Genomic DNA, 16390 nt, shown 5'->3' with positions numbered 1-16390 from the left:
CGAGCATGGCTCAGCCCTGCGAAAACAACAGAAAGGGCGACCCATGGGCCGCCCTTCATGCTTACGGTCGAGCCCGCCTGATCAGCGCGGCGACGCCACCGCGCGGTTGCTCGAGGCACCCTTGCCCTTGCGCTTGTCCTGCTGCGCCGGGCTTGCGCCTTCGGCCATCAGGTTGTCGCTGCCGAAGTCGGTGTCCACATCCAGCCAGCGCTGTGCCGGCAGGCCGAGCGCGGAATCGAGCACGGTCGGCAGCAGGCCGCTGGGCAGGCCGCTTTCGCCATTCCACATGATGGCGATGCCGAGATCGCGTTCCGGCACCAATGCCACCAGGCCGCGGTAGCCCTGCACGGCGCCGGCATGGAACACCACGTCGTGGCCGGCATAGTCGAAGGTGCGCCAGCCCAGTGCGTAGCCGGCCGAATGCAGGCGCTCGCGGCGCCAGCCCGAACGCATCTCACCGGGGGTGTTGATCAGACTGGAGTGCAGGGTGGCCAGCAGCGGCGCCGGCAGCACGTCAGGGCGGTGCCCGGTGTGGGCGAGCAGCCACTGCGCCATGTCGCTGGCGCTGGCATTGACGCCGGCAGCCGGGGCGACGCGGTAGTAGGTCGGCTTCGGCGTCAGCGACACCCAGCCATTGCGGCTGCGCACGTGCGGACGCGCCCAGCGCGAGCTGGCCTGGATGCCGGCCAGGCCCAGGCTGGCATCGTTCATGCCCAGCGGCTTGAAGATGCGGCGCTCGACCGACTGCTCGTAGAAGCTGCCGGAAGCGGCGTAGACAACGTCGCCGATCAGGCTGAAGGCCACGTTCTGGTAAGCGTAGCAGTCGCCCGGCAGGCACTTCAGGCTGGTGTTGGCCAGCTTCTGGGTCAACGAGTAGTACTCGGCGTTGCCTTCGATATCGCGGTCGTAGGCGTTGTACGGCAGGCCGACGCGGTGGCTGAGCACATCGGCCACGGTCAGGCGGTCGGTGGCTTCGGGCGAGTTGAGGCGGAAGCCCGGCACGTAATCGGTGACCTTGCTGTCCCAGCGCAGCGTGCCATCGTTGACCAGCAGGCCGGCCATGGTGCCGGCGAAGGCCTTGGACAGCGATGCCAGGCGGAACACGGTGTGCGCATCGACGGGCAGCGGATTGTTGACGTCAGTGACGCCATAGCCACGCGCGCTGAGGATGCGGCCGCCCTGCACGATGGCCACGGCCATGCCTGGCACGCGCTCGCCATAGGTGAGCTGCTGCGCCATCGATTCGATGTTGGCGACGTTGAAGCCTGCGGCGGGCGCCTGCACCTGCGGCACCAGGCCGGTGCGGTAGGCCGCCGGCTGGGTGTGGGCGACGGCGGAGGCCGCAGTGGACTCGATGTTGGCCGGCATCGGCGGCAACGGTGGCGGGGTCTGCGCGGTGGTGGACAAGGCAACAGGCATCAACATGCCCAGCAAACCGGTGGCCGCCGAACGGATCGGACGACGCAGGCTGTTCTTTTTCATCGTTGGGACCCGTGCGCGACTGCTGATGGCGATTCTAGCGCCGCTTTTCCCTTGTGCACAAACAAAGCGAAGATGAATGCGCATCTCGTTGAAAAAGTTGGAATTTTGACGCCTCAAAAGCGTGTATCGGAACGTGTCATCCCGGCTCGGTCACGGCGCTGCATTGCAGCCTTCAAACGGCCACCTGCTGGCGATGTTGCAGTGCTTTGGATAACGTACGCGCTTCACCGCCCCCGGAGCCTGCCATGCCGCTGTCCAACCGCCGTCTTCAGGCGAGGGACACCGCGTGAGTGCGGTACGGGGGAAAGGGCCGCTGCAGGGCCTGATGGCGGCGCTGCGCGATTCACCAGCGCTGTGGTGGTCGTTCCTGTACTTCTTCTGCCTGCTGAGCGGCTACTACGTGCTGCGCCCGGTGCGCGAGGCGATGGCGGCTTCGGCGGACCTGGAAACAGTGTTCCCGCCCGTGCTGATCGCCTGGTTCGCCAGCCACGGCATCGCGCTGAAGGACTTCGTGCTGCAGTTCCTGTTCTCCTGCGTGTTCGTGATCATGCTGGTGCTGCAGCCGGTCTATGGCTGGCTGGTCAGCCGCTTCCCGCGACGGGTGTTCCTGCCGGCGGTGTATGGCTTCTTCATCGTCACCCTGCTGGGCTTCTACGTACTGTTCGATAGCGGTGTGCCAGGCCGCGGCATGGCGTTCTTTTTCTGGATCACCGTCTTCAACCTGTTCGCGGTGGCGGTGTTCTGGAGCTTCATGGCCGATGTGTTTTCCAACGCACAGGCCCGTGCTTTCTACGGCTACATCGGCGCGGCTGGCACCATCGGTGCCTTCCTCGGCCCGATCATCACCAGTGCGCTGGTGCAGCGCGTGGGCATCGCCAACCTGATGCTGGTCTCGGCAGGTTTTCTCGCCATCTGCCTGTTGAGCATCTGGCGCCTGCGGCACTGGGCGGTGCTGCGCGAGCGCGAACAGCAACTGGTCGACGGTGAAAAGCCGATGGGCGGCAGCGTGCTGGACGGCCTGAAACTGATCGTGCGTGAGCCGTTGCTGCGCTGGCTGGCGATCATGGTGGTGTTCGGTGTGGGCGTGGGCACCCTGCTGTACAACCAGCAGGCCAGCATCGTGCGTGCGGCGTTCAACGATGCAGGCGCTGCCACGGCCTTCTTCTCGCGTATCGACCTGGCAGTGAACGCACTGGCGCTGCTGATGCAGCTGGGCCTGACCCGCTGGCTGCTGTCGCGGCATGGCATCGCGCCGGCCCTGTTGATCCCTGGATTTGCGATCCTGATCGGCTTCTCGGTGCTTGCCGCTTCACCCATGCCGTTGATGGTGGCGGTGGTGCAGGTGATGACCCGCGCCAGCGAGTTCGCACTGGCCAAGCCGGCCCGCGAAACCATCTACACCCGCGTGGACCGGCAGTGGCGCTACAAGGCCGGCGCGGCCATCGATACGGTGGTCTACCGCGGCGCGGACCTGAGCTTTGCGTGGGTGCACAAGGGCCTGTCCCTGTTCGGCTCGCATGTGGTGTTCATCGGCGGCATGCTGGTGGCCGCGTGCATGACCGCCGCCGCGTTCGGCGTGCTGCGCGAAGAAAAGAAACTGCCGCGCGACCGCTGATCCCACCCAGTCATTTCGAGGAGAGAAACGATGTCGCTGATCGCGCTGCTGCTGACCGTGCTGGTCGCGGTGCTGCACCTGTACTTCCTGGTGCTGGAGATGTTCCTGTGGACGCGCCCGCTGGGCCTGAAGACCTTCCGCAACACGCCGGAGAAGGCAGAGACCACGCGCGTGCTGGCGGCGAACCAGGGCCTGTACAACGGCTTCCTGGCGGCGGGCATCGGGGTGGGGCTGGTGATCGACCAGCCGGTGCTGCTGACGTTCTCGCTGGCCTGCGTGGTGGTGGCGGGGTGTTACGGCGCGTACAGCGTGAGCCGGCGCATTTTCATGATCCAGGCGGTGCCGGCGATCCTGGCGTTGGTGTTTCGCGCGCTGGCGTGATTTCCAGCCAACGGCGCAGCCCCTCGTGGGGTGGTCGCGAAATGCTTGTCATGGGGTTGGCCGGGCGGGTTGGGTTCGCGGGGGACGCCGCAAGTACGTCCGTGTAGGCTTGGCCGCGGCATCCATGCCGCGGACACCCCCGCGAACCCAACCCGCCCGGCCCCTGACAGTTTCCGTGCGCGGCCAGCCCACGGAGAAGAAAAAGAAGATCAAGAGCAACAGCGGGTCGCTGCGCTCGTGGATTCTGCGTGCATGAAAAAAGCGGCCAGTGGGCCGCTTTTGCTTTTGCTTCTGCTCTTCCTTTTTTTCTTGCGTGGGTGGACGCCGCAGAAATCTGTCAGAGGCTGGGGGTGGTGAGTTCGCGGGGGTGTCCGCGGCATGGATGCCGCGGCCAAGCCCCCAGGGACGGGTTCACGGCGTCCCCCGCGAACTCACCGCCCCCAGCCAAACCAAGGCTTTCCGCGATCAACCGTCCACCCACGAGGGGCTGCGCCGTTCGCGGGAACGCTACTTCGCCGGCGACATCCACATGTCGATGACCGCGCTGAACACCTCCGTCCCCGCGTGGTCGCGCACGCTCACCGTCACCGGCAGCGCATAGCCACGCTCCGCCGCCACGATCGGCTGCGCCGGCAGCGCCACTGCCTGCAGCGTGCCGCGCGCCTTGGCCAGGTACTGCACCTGCATGCCCTTCGGAATCCAGCGCATGCCCTTCGGCAGCGAGGCGTCGACCATCAGCCCGGCGGTGAGTTCGGCCAGGTTGCACATCGCGATCGCGTGCACCGTGCCGATGTGGTTGCGCACCCTGCGGCGGTCGGCCAGCGTGCCTTCGCAGCGACCGTGTTCCAGGCGGGTGATGCGCGGTGCGATGCTGGCGAAGTAGGGCGCCTTGAAGCACACCGCGCGTGAGAACAGCCAGGTGCCGGCAGGCCAGCGTTGCAGCCGGTGGTAGAGCGAGAGCAGGGGCGTGGACATGGTCGGTGTTCCGGTCGGCGGATAAAGCGACGGCGGGCCAAGGCCCGCCGTCGAGGCAACGCGTGTCGCGGGCGATCAGGCCGCCTGCGAATGCGGGTCCTTGTGCTGGCGGTCGTAGTAGCTGGCCGCGCGCAGTTCGTGGGTGTCGAAGTCGTCCACGGTGATCGTGTCCAGGGTCAGCGTGCGCAGTTCTTCCAGCAGGCTGCGCTCGTCCTGGGTGATCACGCCTTCGGCCACGGCCTCGTCCAGCTGCGCCTTGAAGTCCAGCGCCTCGATGCCCTTGCTCTTCAGCGCCTTCAGGAACTTGCGCTCCACCGGCTCGGCCATGATCGCCTTGCTCAGGTAGCTGTTGATGCGGCCACCCGGGTTGTTCTCGCACGGGGTCAGGAACACGCCGCTGGCCAGGCGGTCGCGCGCTTCGTTCGGCGCCATCAGCAGGGCGGCGACGCGACGGCTCAGGCGATCACCCGGGGCCTCGGCACGACGGCCGAGCGGGAAGATCAGTGCCCACATCAGCCAGCCGATCGGACGGATCGGGAAGTTGCGCAGCGCGGCCGACAGCGATTCCTCGATCTTGTGCACGCTGTCATGGAAGGCCCAGGCCAGCAGCGGCTGGTCGGCCTGCGGTGCGCCTTCGTCGTGGTAGCGCTTGAGCATGGCGCTGGTCATGTAGACATGGCTCAGCACGTCGCCCAGGCGGCCGGACAGCGACTCCTTGAACTTCAGCTTGCCGCCGAGGGTCATCATCGAGATGTCGGCCATCAGCGCCAGGTTGGCCGAATAACGGTCCAGCTTGCGGAAGTAACGGCGGGTGTAGGCGTCGCCCGGTGCGGCACCGAAGCGCGCGCCGGTCAGGCCGAACCAGAACGAACGCACGGCATTGGAGAGGCCGAAACGGATGTGGCCGAACAGGCTGCGGTCGAACTCCTGCAGGCCGGCACGGGTATCCGGATCCTGTGCCGCCTTCATTTCCTTCAGCACCCACGGGTGGCAGAGGATCGCACCCTGGCCGAAGATCAGCAGGCTGCGGGTCATGATGTTGGCGCCTTCCACGGTGATCGCGATCGGCGCGGCCTGCCAGCTGCGGCCGGCGAAGTTGCGCGGGCCCAGGATGATGCCCTTGCCGCCGATCACGTCCATCATGTCCGAGATCACTTCACGGCTCATGTTGGTGCAGTGGTACTTGGCAATCGCCGACGGCACCGACGGCACGTCACCACGATCGACCGCTGCGGCGGTGGCCTGCGACAGCGCGCTGATCTTGTAGGCCTTGCCGCCGATGCGGGCCAGCGCTTCTTCCACGCCTTCGAAGCGACCGACCGACAGGCCGAACTGCTTGCGGATGCGTGCATAGGCGCCGGTCACGGCAGCACCGGCCTTGGCGCCGCCGCTGGCGGTGGAGGGCAGGGTGATCGAGCGACCCACGGCCAGGCACTCGTTGAGCATGTTCCAGCCCTTGCCGGCCATGGCTGCGCCACCGATCAGCTGGGTCAGCGGAATGAACACGTCCTTGCCGCGGATCGGGCCGTTCTGGAACGTCGAGTTCAGCGGGAAGTGGCGACGGCCGATTTCAACGCCGGCGGTGTCACGCGGCAGCAGGCCCAGGGTGATGCCGATGTCGCGGGTATCGCCGATCAGGCCATCCGGGTCGTACATGCGGAACGCCAGGCCGATCAGCGAAGCGACCGGGGCCAGGGTGATGTAGCGCTTGTCGAAGGTCAGCTTGACGCCGAGCACCTGCTCGCCGTTCCACTCGCCCTTGCAGACGATGCCGTAGTCCGGGATCGAGGTGGCGTCGGAGCCGGCGAACGGACCAGTCAGGCCGAAGCAGGGCACTTCGCGGCCATCGGCCAGGCGCGGCAGGTACTGGTCCTTCTGTTCCTGGGTGCCGTAATGCACCAGCAGTTCACCCGGGCCCAGCGAATTCGGCACGCCGACGGTGGAGCTGACCACCGAGGACACCGACGCCAGCTTCTGGATCACCTTGTGGTGGGCCAGCGCGGAGAAGCCCAGGCCGCCGTATTCCTTCGGAATGATCATGCCGAAGAACTTGTTCTTCTTGATGAAGGCCCACAGTTCCGGCGGCAGGTCGGCATGGACGTGGGTGATTTCCCAGTCGTTGACCATCGTGCACAGCTCTTCCACCGGGCCATCGAGGAAGGCCTGTTCTTCGGCGGTCAGCTGCGGCTTGGGGTAGTTGAGCAGGATGTTCCAGTCCGGATCACCGGTGAACAGTTCGCCCTCGAAGCCGACCGAGCCGGTTTCCAGCGCGATGCGCTCGGTCTGCGACAGCGGCGGCAGCACCTTGCGGAACACCTTCATCATCGGGCCGGTCAGCAGCGGCTTGCGGATGAACGGCAGCAGCAGCGGCACGGTGATGACGGCCAACACGGCGGCAGCCACGATCGTGGCGGTCTGGTTGACATAGGGGATGAACCAGCAGGCGACCAGCAGGGCCACGCTGATCAGCGTCCAGGTAACCAGCCGCATGCGGTGGTAGGCGACGAACGCGCCTGCCAGCAGCAGGGCGAGGAAGGGAAGAACGATGCTCATGAGCGTGCTCCGGTGACGTGCTCGTTTGTGGCGGACGAAGCCGCAGCATCCGCTGCGGGCAACACGTCCAGATAGTCCAACACAGTAGCGGTAAAGGCGTCGTTGTCATCGCCGGCGACCATGTGCGTGGCCTGCGGCAGCTGCACATGGCGCGCGTGCGGCGCCAACGCCAGGAATTCGGCCACGGTCTGTGGCGTGACCAGGTCGCTGCGGCCGCCGCTGACCAGCAGCAGCGGGCACTTCACCTGGCGTGCGGCCTCGGCCAGTGCGTCCTGGTGCTGTTCGCTGTCGCGGGCCAGTTCGGCCACCAGGCGCGGGTCCCAGTGCCAGCGCCAGCGCCCGTGGCCGTCCTCGCGCAGCAGTGCGCGCAGCGACTGCTCGGATTTGCGCGGACGGTGCGGCATGTAGGCCGAGATCACATCGGCGGCCTGGGTAAGCGAGCCGAAGCCATCGGGATGGGCGGTCATGAAGGCGAGGATGCGTTCAACACCGGCGGTATCCCAGCGCGGGGTGATGTCCACCAGCACCATCGCCGAGAACAGGCCCGGCCAGCGCGATTCGGCCAGCAGGCCGAACAGGCCGCCCATCGAGGCTGCGACCAGCACCGGCGGGCGCGGCTGTTCCCCGGCCAGCACGATGAGGTCATCAGCGAACTGTTCGCCGTGATAGGGCAGTTCGGCGGCATTCCAGTCCGAATCGCCATGGCCACGAGCGTCGTAGGCCAGCGTCTGCAGTCCCGCCGCAGACAGGGCCCGTGCGGTGGCGTTCCAGGCATGCCGGGTCTGGCCGAAGCCATGCGCGAACAACACCCGGCCACGGCGGCCATGGTCGCTGGCAGTCGCGGCCAGGCGCGCGCCATGGGCGGCCTCCAGGCGAAGATCATGGAACGCAGCGGGAGTAGGGGACGTAACCATACTTGCTAGTATGGATCGCTTGTGAGGGAAGTCAATACTGCACGGTATGGTGCGCTGCGGCAGGTGCCCTGGCGGGCGCCGCGACGGTTTCGGCCGCAACCGCGTACTGCAACGAACCCCGGCGTATGGTTAAATCAGCCCATGAATCAACCTGACGCTTCCGCCGGCGAACCGCGCGCCGGCCGCAACAGCCGCCTGAGTGCCGAAGACTGGGCCCAGGCAGCTCTCGATCTGATTGCTGAACAAGGTGTGGGTGCCGTCGCGGTGGAACCGTTGGCGCGGCGCCTGGGTGTGACCAAGGGCAGCTTCTACTGGCACTTCCCCTCGCGTGATGCACTGCTGCAGGCGGCGCTGGAACGCTGGGAACTGTTCGAACAGGAACAGGTGTTCGGCAGCCTGGAGGATGTGCCGGATCCGCGCGTGCGCCTGCGCCAGCTGTTCCAGATGGTGGCGCACGAAGTGCAGCCGCACATCATCTACAGCGAACTGCTGAAGGCGCTGGACCACCCGATGGTGCGCCCTGTGATCGACCGCGTGTCGCAGCGCCGGCTCGACTACCTGGTTGCTTCGTTCCGCCAGGCCGGGCTCAGCTCCACCGATGCACGCCATCGCGCGCGCCTGGCCTATGCAGCCTACGTCGGCTTCCTGCAGCTTTCGCTGCAGCTGCAGCAACCCAAGCAGGCCCGCGAGGATTTCGAGGCCTATGTCGAGCATCTGATCGAGACGCTCATTCCCAGCTGAATGGGAAAATGACGCCCTGCAAGTGCCGAATGCGCCTTGCAGGGCGACTTCAATGCGCCAACGTATGTCGTAGTGAGATCGGTTTCACGCGATTTGGGCGTTTTCTTAACGACTCTTTAATTCCAGATCAAGTGTGGCTACTATCGGGTCACCAGCCGTTTTTTGTGCCTCCCTTTTGGGGTACGTCGGTTGGACTCAGCACACAACCCAAGATCCATGGAGAGAGAGCCCATGAAGTTGAACAGCAACAAGCTGCGCGATGCTGTGTGCGTTGCGCTGGCCGCCAGCGCCGCATCCGTTGCCGGTATCGGTGTGGCGTCTGCCCAGACCGCCACCAACCTGGACCGCATCGAGGTCACCGGTTCGCGCATCCGTACCGTCGACGTCGAAACCGCCCAGCCGGTCCTGACCCTCAACCGCGCCGACATCGAGAAGCAGGGCTTCTCGTCGGTCGCTGACATCCTGCAGAACATCAGCGCCGTGGGTACGCCGCCGATCAGCCGTGCCCAGCCGCTGTCCTCGGGCGAAGCCGTCGGCGGCACCTACATCAGCCTGCGTGACCTGGGCGCCACCCGCACCCTGGTGCTGCTGAACGGCAAGCGCCTGGGCATCACCACCGGTGGCCTGCAGGACATCTCTACCGTGCCGGTCTCGGCCATCGAGCGCATCGAAGTGCTGAAGGACGGCGCTTCGTCGATCTACGGTTCCGATGCCATCGCCGGCGTCATCAACATCATCACCCGTACCAACTTCGAAGGCGCCACCGGCAGCGTCTACTACGGCCAGTACAGTGAAGGCGACGGTGCCACCCGCACCATGGACTTCACCATGGGCGTGAAGGGTGAGCGCGGTTCGCTGACCATCGGTGCCGAGTACGCCAAGGAAGACAAGGTGCGGGCGGCGGATCGTCCGTACGGTGCGTTCCCGCGCAGCGCCAACCACCCGGACTTCGGCTGGACCACCGTCGGCGAGTTCGGCGGCTTCGTCAGCCGTCCGGCCGATGGCCTGCCGGGCGTCACCTATCCGGCCGCCAGTGCATCCAACCCGAACCGCGAAGTGCGCGTGATCCTGCGTGAGGGTGGCAACGCGAACAACAAGGCCGACTACATCGCGCAGAACGTCAACAGCTTCTCCACCCAGGACAAGACCAACACCAACCTGCAGACCGACCTGCGTACCCCGCAGGAACGCCGTGCAGTGTTCGTCGATGGCATCTACGACCTGACCGACAACGTGCGCCTGCGCACCAACATGCTGTACAGCTTCCGCGATTCGAACCGCCAGATCGCCGGCTATCCGTACGGCGCACTGGCCTTTGGTTCGCCGATTTCGGCCAACAGTGTGTTCAATCCGCTAGGCGCCGACATCGCCAACTGGTGGCGTCGTACTTCGGAAGTGCCGCGCAACACCCGTGCGGAGCTGACCACCTTCCGCTTCAGCGGCGGCCTGGAAGGCAGCTTCGAGTTCTCTGACCGCCTGTTCGACTGGGATGTCGGCTACCTGTACAACAACAACAAGCTGGTCCAGACCAGCACCGGCGATCTCAACCTGACCGCGCTGCGTGCGGCGGTGGGTCCGTCGTTCATCAACAGCAGCGGCGTGGCGCAGTGCGGTACCGTGGCCAACCCGATCGGGCTGAACCAGTGCGTGCCGTACAACCCGTTCCTGCATGCCGGCATCCAGAGCAATGGTGCCAATGGCGCATTGACTGGCAATACCGCCCTGCAGAACCTGCTGTTCCCGTCCGCGCACTCCACCGCCGAGACCACCACCAAGGTCGTCACCGCCAACCTGGCCGGCAGCCTGTTCACCCTGCCGGCCGGCGACCTGGGCTTCGCCGTGGGTATCGAACACCGCAAGGAAACGGGCAGCTTCAGCCCGGACGCGCTGGTGCAGTCGGGCAACACCTCCGGCCTGGCCAACTTCCCCACCGGTGGTGGCTACAAGGTTGACGAAGTCTATGCCGAGTTCAACGTGCCGATCCTGGCCGACCTGCCGGGCGCCCGCGAGCTGAGCCTCAACGCGGCCACCCGTCATTCGGACTACGACACCTTCGGCACCACGCTGAACAGCAAGTTCGGCTTCAAGTGGAAGCCGATCGACTCGCTGCTGATCCGCGGTACCTGGGCGGAAGGTTTCCGTGCCCCGACCATCGCCGACCTGTACAGCGGCGGTTCGCAGTCGTTCGACTTCTTCACCGATCCGTGCGACTCGGTCTACGGTGCGGCGCGCACCAACGCTGCGGTGCGTGCCCGTTGCGCCGCCGCTCTGCCGGCCGGCGTCAACGTCAACAACTTCCGCCAGCAGCAGCAGGGCTTCACCCCGACCACCGCTGCATCGTCGCAGACCCCGCTGGCCTTCGTCTCCGGCTCCAACGACCAGCTGACCCCGGAAACCTCGACGTCCAAGACCCTGGGCTTCGTCTGGAGCCCGGGTTTCATCCAGAACTTCAACATGTCGCTGGACTGGTGGGAAATCCGCGTCGAGAACACCATCATCTCCGACACGGCCAACCTGATCCTCAACGACTGCTACGTCAACGACATCGCGGCGCGCTGCTCGGCGTTCACGCGTGACCCGGTGACCGGCATCGTCAACAACCTCAAGCGCACCGGCATCAACGCTGGCTACCGCGAGGTGGAAGGCTTCGACCTGGATGTCAGCTACCGCCTGCCGACCGATCGTTTCGGCAACTTCAGCGCGCAGTGGACCAGCACCTACACCTCGCGTGATGACCTGGTCACCACCAAGAACGCGGTCACCCACCCGAACCCCCGCACCGGCGTGGGCTGGGCTGGCTACGCCTTCCGCGTGCGTTCCAACCTGAACCTGGGTTGGGAAATGGGTGACTTCGGCGCCAGCTGGACCGTCCGTTACTTCTCCGGCATGAAGGAAGCGTGCCTGAGTGCCGTGACGTTCCCGGAAGAGTGCAACCTGCCGAACTACGCTTCGCCGAACAACCAGGGCGTGGCGGTGGGCAGCGCGACCAACCAGCGTGGCGCGACCGTGTTCAACGACGTCCAGCTGCGCTGGAACGCACCGTGGAATGCGACCGTGGCCGTGGGTGCCAACAACGTGTTCGGCCGCGTGGGCCCGACCATGTACAGCCAGCCGAGCGCGAACGTCTCCTACTACGGTGGCTTCGACATCGGTCGCTTCCTGTACATGAAGTACACCCAGCGCTTCTGATCGCGGCGTAATCCGTACGTGTGACATGGCCACGCCCCGAAAGGGGCGTGGCTTTTTTCATGGGCGCGAAGGCGATGCATGCCTGGCGCACGAGCGGAAGCTGCGCGCAGCGCGACGCTGGTGGCGGTGGCACCATGGAAAAAGGGAGGGCGTTCGGCAGCGTTGCCGCTGCGACGAGACCAGGGCCTTTAGAGGTCCTGCTCGTAGCGCACGTACGGCACGGTGCCGTCGTCGTTGCTTTCGTTGCGTGGCGAGAACGGATTCTTGCCGCGGCTGATCACGTTCTCGGCGCCCACGGTGAGCTGGCCGGACCACGGCGTGCGCCAGGTCAGGCCGATGCCCAGGCCTTCCCACTTGCCGGGCTTGCCCGGCACGTCGATGACGCGGCCGATGATGCTGCCGGTGAAATTGCCGTAGCCGGCGCCGATGCTCAGGCTCTTGCTGTCCCAGCGGTCGGCGATGGCCGGCGAAGCGTCGGCCAGCGGTACCAGGCGGGCCTTGGCGTAGGTGCCGGCGATGGAAACGAAGCCTTCGCGGCCGATGTTCTTCTGCGCGAACACGGTCAGGTCATTCTGCTCGGCGCGCAGCGAAGGGGTCTTGTTCGGGCCTGCCAGCCATGCCGGCAGGGTTTCACGGCCGGTTCCGGCGGTGATGCCGAGGCGGCTGCTGCCACGGTTCAACGCGGCGGTGCCGGTGAAGCGCCGGCTGTTGAGGTCGTCCTCGTCGCCGAGGCTGGCCAGCATGCAGTGACTGGCCAGGCCGCTCATGCTGGTCCCGCTGCTGCTGCAGAGCAGGCCCAGCGAATCGCCGGAGGACAGGCCAAAGGCCGCATCCAGCGAGTTGCGGCCGAAATGCCAGCGCGCCCCGGCAGCCTGTTCACCGGTCGGCTCCAGGTACAGCAGGGCCTCGACCTTGCCGCTGCCCTTGTTCCATACCGGCAGCACGGTGCGGGTGTCCTTGCTCTGCGCATGCACGCCCGTGATCGCGCCAAGGGCGATCATCATGGCCAGCGGTAGACGCAGGAAGGTACGCATCGAACCAGTTCAGACAGGAAAGGACAACGGAAGTTCCCGCAGATACGGGAACTTGATCGTAGGGTGTTTATGAATTCTTAACAAGCCTTGATCCCCCCAGATGCAAGACAAGCTGTTTACTGAAGCCGTTCAGGTGCCGGCACGGTCCCCTCGGCACCGTGGAACAGTATGCCGAACTCCGTCAACGGAAAGTGATACTCCCGCCCGCAGAATTCGCAACGGACCTCGACGGCGCCGGTGTCTGCAGCCGCGGCACGGGCCTCGTCCTCACCCAGCGACTGCAACATCGACGCGACCCGCTCACGCGAGCACGAACAGGCGAAGGACAGCGGCTTTTCGCCCATCAGCGCCGGCTTCTCCTCGTGGAACAGGCGGTGCAGCAGCTGCTCGGCCGGGGTGGCCAGCAGTTCGGCCTTGCCCAGGGTCTCGAACAGGGCGCTGGCGCGTGCCCAGCCGTCCTCGTCGCCCTCGTCGCCCGGCAGCTTCTGCAGCAGCAGGCCGGCGGCGCCATTGCGGTCGGCGGCCAGCAGCAGGCGGGTCGGCAGCTGCTCGGACTGGCGGAAGTAGTCCTCGAAGGCTTCGTCCAGTTCCGGTGCGGTCAGTCCGACCAGGCTCTGGTAGCGCTGTGGTTCACGCGGGTCCAGGCCCGGGTTCTCGATGGTGATCGCGAGCAGGGCGTCATCGCCAAGGCTGGACAGGTCGCGCGGCGCGTCGGCGCCTTCGCTGAGCTGGGCGATGCCGCGCAGGGTACCGGCGGCGGTGCACTCGGCGAACAGGGTGCGCAGGGCGGTGCTGCTGCGCAGCTGGATCGACAGGCGTCCGTCGATCTTGGTGTGGCCGGTGAACAGCGCCGAAGCCACGCAGGCCTCGCCGAGCAGCTCGGCGGCGGTATCCGGGTACTCGGCGTGGGACAGGATTTCCTGCCAGGTGGCCTGCAGGCGCACGTGGACGCCACGGACGCCAGCGTCGGGGAGCAGGAAGCGGATCAGGGAATCGGGGTTGGCGGTCATCGGCTCACATCGCGCGTAAACGGGGGCGGTTGCCGGATAATGCGCCGACAACCAGATAGAAGAAGGATGCACCAGTAATGGGGGCAGGGGGAGAGCAGCACAAGGTGGAAGCCGTCGCAGAAGGCCCGCGCCGCAGGCGCTGGCGCTGGAAACGGCTGCTGTGGCTGCCGGTGCTGCTGGCGGCTTTCAGCTGCCTGCAGGTCCTGGTGCTGCGGTTCATCGACCCGCCGGTGTCCACGGTGATGCTGTGGCGCCATGCAGAGGCGCTGGGCGAGGCGGACTGGTCCTATCGTCTGCATTACCAGTGGCGCGACCTTGACCAGATGGCGCCGAGCCTGCCGATCTCGCTGGTGGCGGCCGAGGACCAGCGCTTCCCCGACCACAACGGCTTCGACCTGCAGGCGATCGAGAAGGCGCGCGACCACAATGCCAAGGGCGGGCGCCTGCGCGGTGCCAGCACGATCAGCCAGCAGGTGGCCAAGAACCTGTTCCTGTGGCAGGGGCGCAGCTGGGTGCGCAAGGGCCTGGAAGTCTGGTACACGGTGCTGATCGAAGCGCTGTGGCCGAAGGAACGCATCCTGGAGATGTACGCCAACATTGCCGAGTTCGGCGACGGTGTCTATGGCGCGCAGGCGGCAGCGCAGACGTTCTGGGGCAAGGATGCGGCACGGCTGAGTCCGGCCGAGAGCGCGCGGCTGGCAGCGGTGCTGCCGGCGCCACGGCGCTACAACGCCGCAAAGCCCGGGCCGTACGTGCAGCGGCGCGCCGCCTGGATCCAGCGCCAGGCACGGCAGCTGGGTGGGGCCGCGTACCTGTCGGAAGAGTGAGCGCGCGCCGCCTGATCTGTGGGCGGCGGCAACGTACAATCCGGGCATGACCCGCGAACGGCTCACTTTCGTCATCGCCGCCTACAACGAGGCCCTGGCACTGCCGGTGCTGCATCCGCGGTTGTGCACGGTGCTCGATGCGCTGCCCGACATCGACGGCCACATCCTGTACGTGGACGACGGCAGCCATGACGGGACCTGGGAGGTGATCGCCCGCCTGGCCCAGGCCGACGCGCGGGTCTCCGCGCTCAAGCTGTCGCGCAATTTCGGCAAGGAAGCGGCATTGACCGCTGGTCTGGACCTGGTGCGCGAAGGTGCGGCGATGATCCTCGACGCCGATGGCCAGGATCCGCCTGAACTGGTGCCGCAGTTCATCGCGCGCTGGCGCGAGGGCCATGACAACGTCTATGGCACGCGCCTGGCGCGCGATGGCGAGGCCTGGATCAAGCGCGCCACGGCGGCGATCTTCTACCGCGTGATGGGGCGCCTTTCGCGTACGCCGATCCCGGCCGACACCGGGGATTTCCGCCTGCTGTCGCCACGCGCGCTGAGTGCGCTCCGCGAGATGCGTGAGCGCCACCGTTTCATGAAGGGGCTTTTCAGCTGGGTGGGCTTCAAGCGCGTGGCGGTGCCCTATCACCGCCACGCACGCGTGGCCGGCACCAGCAAGTTCAGCCTGTGGCGGCTGTGGAACTTCGCCCTGGAAGGCATTACCGGGTTCTCGACCGTGCCACTGCGTGCGGCGACCTACCTGGGGCTGGCAACCGCGGCGGTGGCCTTCGTGTTCGGGCTGTGGGTGATCGTCAAGGCCGCACTTTACGGCGACCGGGTGGCGGGCTGGCCGACGATGATGGCGGTGATCCTGTTCCTGGGCGGGGTGCAGTTGATCGCGCTGGGCCTGATCGGCGAGTACCTGGGACGGCTGTACGAAGAGTCCAAGCAGCGGCCGTTGTACCTGGTTGACGCGTGGCTAGCATCGTCCGTGGCAGACTCGGCCCTGCAACCCACCCTCGGAGGGCAGGCGGATGACCACGGTACGGCAACTGTTGGACGGCAAGTCTCCTGAAGTACATGCGGTCGCGCCGGATGCGGCGGTGATCGATGCGATCCGGTTGATGGCGGAAAAGGGCATCGGTGCGGTGCTGGTGATGGACGGCCCGAGGCTGGTCGGAATCCTTTCCGAGCGTGATTACGCGCGCAAGATCGTGCTGCGTGATCGTTCTTCGCGCGATACGGCGGTGGCGGAGATCATGACGGCGCAGGTGGTGACGGTGTCGCCGGGCGAGCAGGTGGAGCATTGCCTGCAGCTGGTGACCGACTACCGCATCCGCCACCTGCCGGTAGTGGAGGGCGCCCAGGTGCTGGGGGTGATCTCGATCGGTGACCTGGTGAAGTCGGTGATCGATGCGCAGCGGCGCGAACTGGATCAGCTGCAGCAGTACATCGTGGCCGGGTGAGGGTGTCGCTGGCGGGCCTGCGGCCCGCCGGCCCGCTTTTCGAAGCCAGAGCCAAAGGCCAAAGCCAAAGCAGCGCCTTCCTGATGCGGGGGGAGGCGGAGGGCATGGCCGTGCAGGACGCGCCGTAAACCCATCCATGGGGGCTCGATGGCGCCATCCATGGCGCCAACGGTCCTGCACGGCCATGCCCTCCGCCTCTGGACTCGTCCCGC

General features: G+C 66.3%; 13 protein-coding genes. 7 read left to right on the top strand and 6 right to left on the bottom strand.

Annotated features, from left to right (window positions below):
* Positions 1–81 precede the first annotated feature (81 nt).
* Positions 82–1482 carry a serine hydrolase domain-containing protein gene (locus EZ304_RS06210; RefSeq protein ID WP_099552054.1) on the bottom strand — a complete coding sequence of 467 codons (1401 nt, stop codon included), beginning with the start codon at positions 1480–1482 and terminating at the stop codon, positions 82–84.
* 325 nt (positions 1483–1807) lie between these two features.
* Between EZ304_RS06210 and EZ304_RS06205 the strand changes: the two genes are divergently transcribed.
* Positions 1808–3097, top strand: coding sequence for an NTP/NDP exchange transporter (locus EZ304_RS06205; RefSeq protein ID WP_185959244.1), 1290 nt, complete (start codon positions 1808–1810; stop codon positions 3095–3097).
* A gap of 30 nt (positions 3098–3127) precedes the next feature.
* The gene (locus tag EZ304_RS06200) at positions 3128–3478 is read left to right on the top strand and encodes a DUF1304 domain-containing protein (RefSeq protein WP_099552056.1); all 351 of its coding nucleotides are present in this window, start codon (positions 3128–3130) and stop codon (positions 3476–3478) included.
* Positions 3479–3985: 507 nt separating this feature from the next.
* Here the strand turns inward: EZ304_RS06200 and EZ304_RS06195 are convergent.
* From EZ304_RS06195 to EZ304_RS06185, 3 genes are all read right to left on the bottom strand, one after another.
* Positions 3986–4453, bottom strand: coding sequence for a hotdog fold domain-containing protein (locus tag EZ304_RS06195; protein WP_099555266.1), 468 nt, complete (start codon positions 4451–4453; stop codon positions 3986–3988).
* 75 nt (positions 4454–4528) lie between these two features.
* Positions 4529–7006 (bottom strand): acyl-CoA dehydrogenase, encoded by a 2478-nt coding sequence (locus EZ304_RS06190; protein WP_099555268.1) that lies wholly within the window; start codon positions 7004–7006, stop codon positions 4529–4531.
* The gene (locus tag EZ304_RS06185) at positions 7003–7920 is read right to left on the bottom strand and encodes an alpha/beta fold hydrolase (protein WP_099555270.1); all 918 of its coding nucleotides are present in this window, start codon (positions 7918–7920) and stop codon (positions 7003–7005) included. The genes EZ304_RS06190 and EZ304_RS06185 overlap by 4 nt, the downstream gene beginning before the upstream one ends.
* 141 nt (positions 7921–8061) lie before the next feature.
* Between EZ304_RS06185 and EZ304_RS06180 the strand changes: the two genes are divergently transcribed.
* The gene (locus EZ304_RS06180) at positions 8062–8661 is read left to right on the top strand and encodes a TetR/AcrR family transcriptional regulator (RefSeq protein ID WP_005410690.1); all 600 of its coding nucleotides are present in this window, start codon (positions 8062–8064) and stop codon (positions 8659–8661) included.
* Positions 8662–8892: 231 nt separating this feature from the next.
* The gene (locus tag EZ304_RS06175) at positions 8893–11850 is read left to right on the top strand and encodes a TonB-dependent receptor domain-containing protein (RefSeq protein ID WP_142806567.1); all 2958 of its coding nucleotides are present in this window, start codon (positions 8893–8895) and stop codon (positions 11848–11850) included.
* Positions 11851–12038: 188 nt separating this feature from the next.
* Here EZ304_RS06175 and EZ304_RS06170 read toward each other — a convergent pair whose 3' ends face one another.
* Positions 12039–12851 carry a hypothetical protein gene (locus tag EZ304_RS06170; RefSeq protein ID WP_024956328.1) on the bottom strand — a complete coding sequence of 271 codons (813 nt, stop codon included), beginning with the start codon at positions 12849–12851 and terminating at the stop codon, positions 12039–12041.
* 149 nt (positions 12852–13000) lie between these two features.
* A complete protein-coding gene (locus tag EZ304_RS06165) occupies positions 13001–13894 on the bottom strand; it encodes an Hsp33 family molecular chaperone HslO (protein WP_099555274.1) in 894 nt (297 codons plus the stop codon).
* Positions 13895–13971: 77 nt separating this feature from the next.
* Here EZ304_RS06165 and mtgA point away from each other — a divergent pair, with 77 nt between their 5' ends.
* The 3 genes from mtgA to EZ304_RS06150 are packed head-to-tail and all read left to right on the top strand — an operon-like array spanning position 13972 to position 16178.
* Positions 13972–14721, top strand: a complete 750-nt coding sequence (mtgA, locus tag EZ304_RS06160; protein WP_142806566.1) for a monofunctional biosynthetic peptidoglycan transglycosylase — start codon at positions 13972–13974, stop codon at positions 14719–14721.
* A gap of 46 nt (positions 14722–14767) precedes the next feature.
* Positions 14768–15787 carry a glycosyltransferase family 2 protein gene (locus EZ304_RS06155; protein ID WP_142806565.1) on the top strand — a complete coding sequence of 340 codons (1020 nt, stop codon included), beginning with the start codon at positions 14768–14770 and terminating at the stop codon, positions 15785–15787.
* Complete coding sequence (locus tag EZ304_RS06150; RefSeq protein ID WP_012511858.1) at positions 15747–16178, top strand: CBS domain-containing protein; 432 nt, start codon at positions 15747–15749, stop codon at positions 16176–16178. The genes EZ304_RS06155 and EZ304_RS06150 overlap by 41 nt, the downstream gene beginning before the upstream one ends.
* Positions 16179–16390: the final 212 nt, after the last annotated feature.

It is taken from the genome of Stenotrophomonas maltophilia, assembly GCF_006974125.1.
GTDB lineage: Bacteria > Pseudomonadota > Gammaproteobacteria > Xanthomonadales > Xanthomonadaceae > Stenotrophomonas > Stenotrophomonas maltophilia_O.
This window is presented reverse-complemented; position numbering and strand designations above follow the sequence as displayed.

Coding starts and splice junctions, on each gene's coding strand:
- EZ304_RS06180 (WP_005410690.1), top strand. CDS start 8,062: ATGAATCAACCTGACGCTTCCGCCGGCGAACCGCGCGCCGGCCGCAAC.
- EZ304_RS06210 (WP_099552054.1), bottom strand. CDS start 1,482: ATGAAAAAGAACAGCCTGCGTCGTCCGATCCGTTCGGCGGCCACCGGT.
- EZ304_RS06165 (WP_099555274.1), bottom strand. CDS start 13,894: ATGACCGCCAACCCCGATTCCCTGATCCGCTTCCTGCTCCCCGACGCT.
- EZ304_RS06190 (WP_099555268.1), bottom strand. CDS start 7,006: ATGAGCATCGTTCTTCCCTTCCTCGCCCTGCTGCTGGCAGGCGCGTTC.
- EZ304_RS06195 (WP_099555266.1), bottom strand. CDS start 4,453: ATGTCCACGCCCCTGCTCTCGCTCTACCACCGGCTGCAACGCTGGCCT.
- EZ304_RS06150 (WP_012511858.1), top strand. CDS start 15,747: ATGACCACGGTACGGCAACTGTTGGACGGCAAGTCTCCTGAAGTACAT.
- EZ304_RS06155 (WP_142806565.1), top strand. CDS start 14,768: ATGACCCGCGAACGGCTCACTTTCGTCATCGCCGCCTACAACGAGGCC.
- EZ304_RS06205 (WP_185959244.1), top strand. CDS start 1,808: ATGGCGGCGCTGCGCGATTCACCAGCGCTGTGGTGGTCGTTCCTGTAC.
- EZ304_RS06170 (WP_024956328.1), bottom strand. CDS start 12,851: ATGATCGCCCTTGGCGCGATCACGGGCGTGCATGCGCAGAGCAAGGAC.
- EZ304_RS06175 (WP_142806567.1), top strand. CDS start 8,893: ATGAAGTTGAACAGCAACAAGCTGCGCGATGCTGTGTGCGTTGCGCTG.
- EZ304_RS06200 (WP_099552056.1), top strand. CDS start 3,128: ATGTCGCTGATCGCGCTGCTGCTGACCGTGCTGGTCGCGGTGCTGCAC.
- EZ304_RS06185 (WP_099555270.1), bottom strand. CDS start 7,920: ATGGTTACGTCCCCTACTCCCGCTGCGTTCCATGATCTTCGCCTGGAG.
- mtgA (WP_142806566.1), top strand. CDS start 13,972: ATGGGGGCAGGGGGAGAGCAGCACAAGGTGGAAGCCGTCGCAGAAGGC.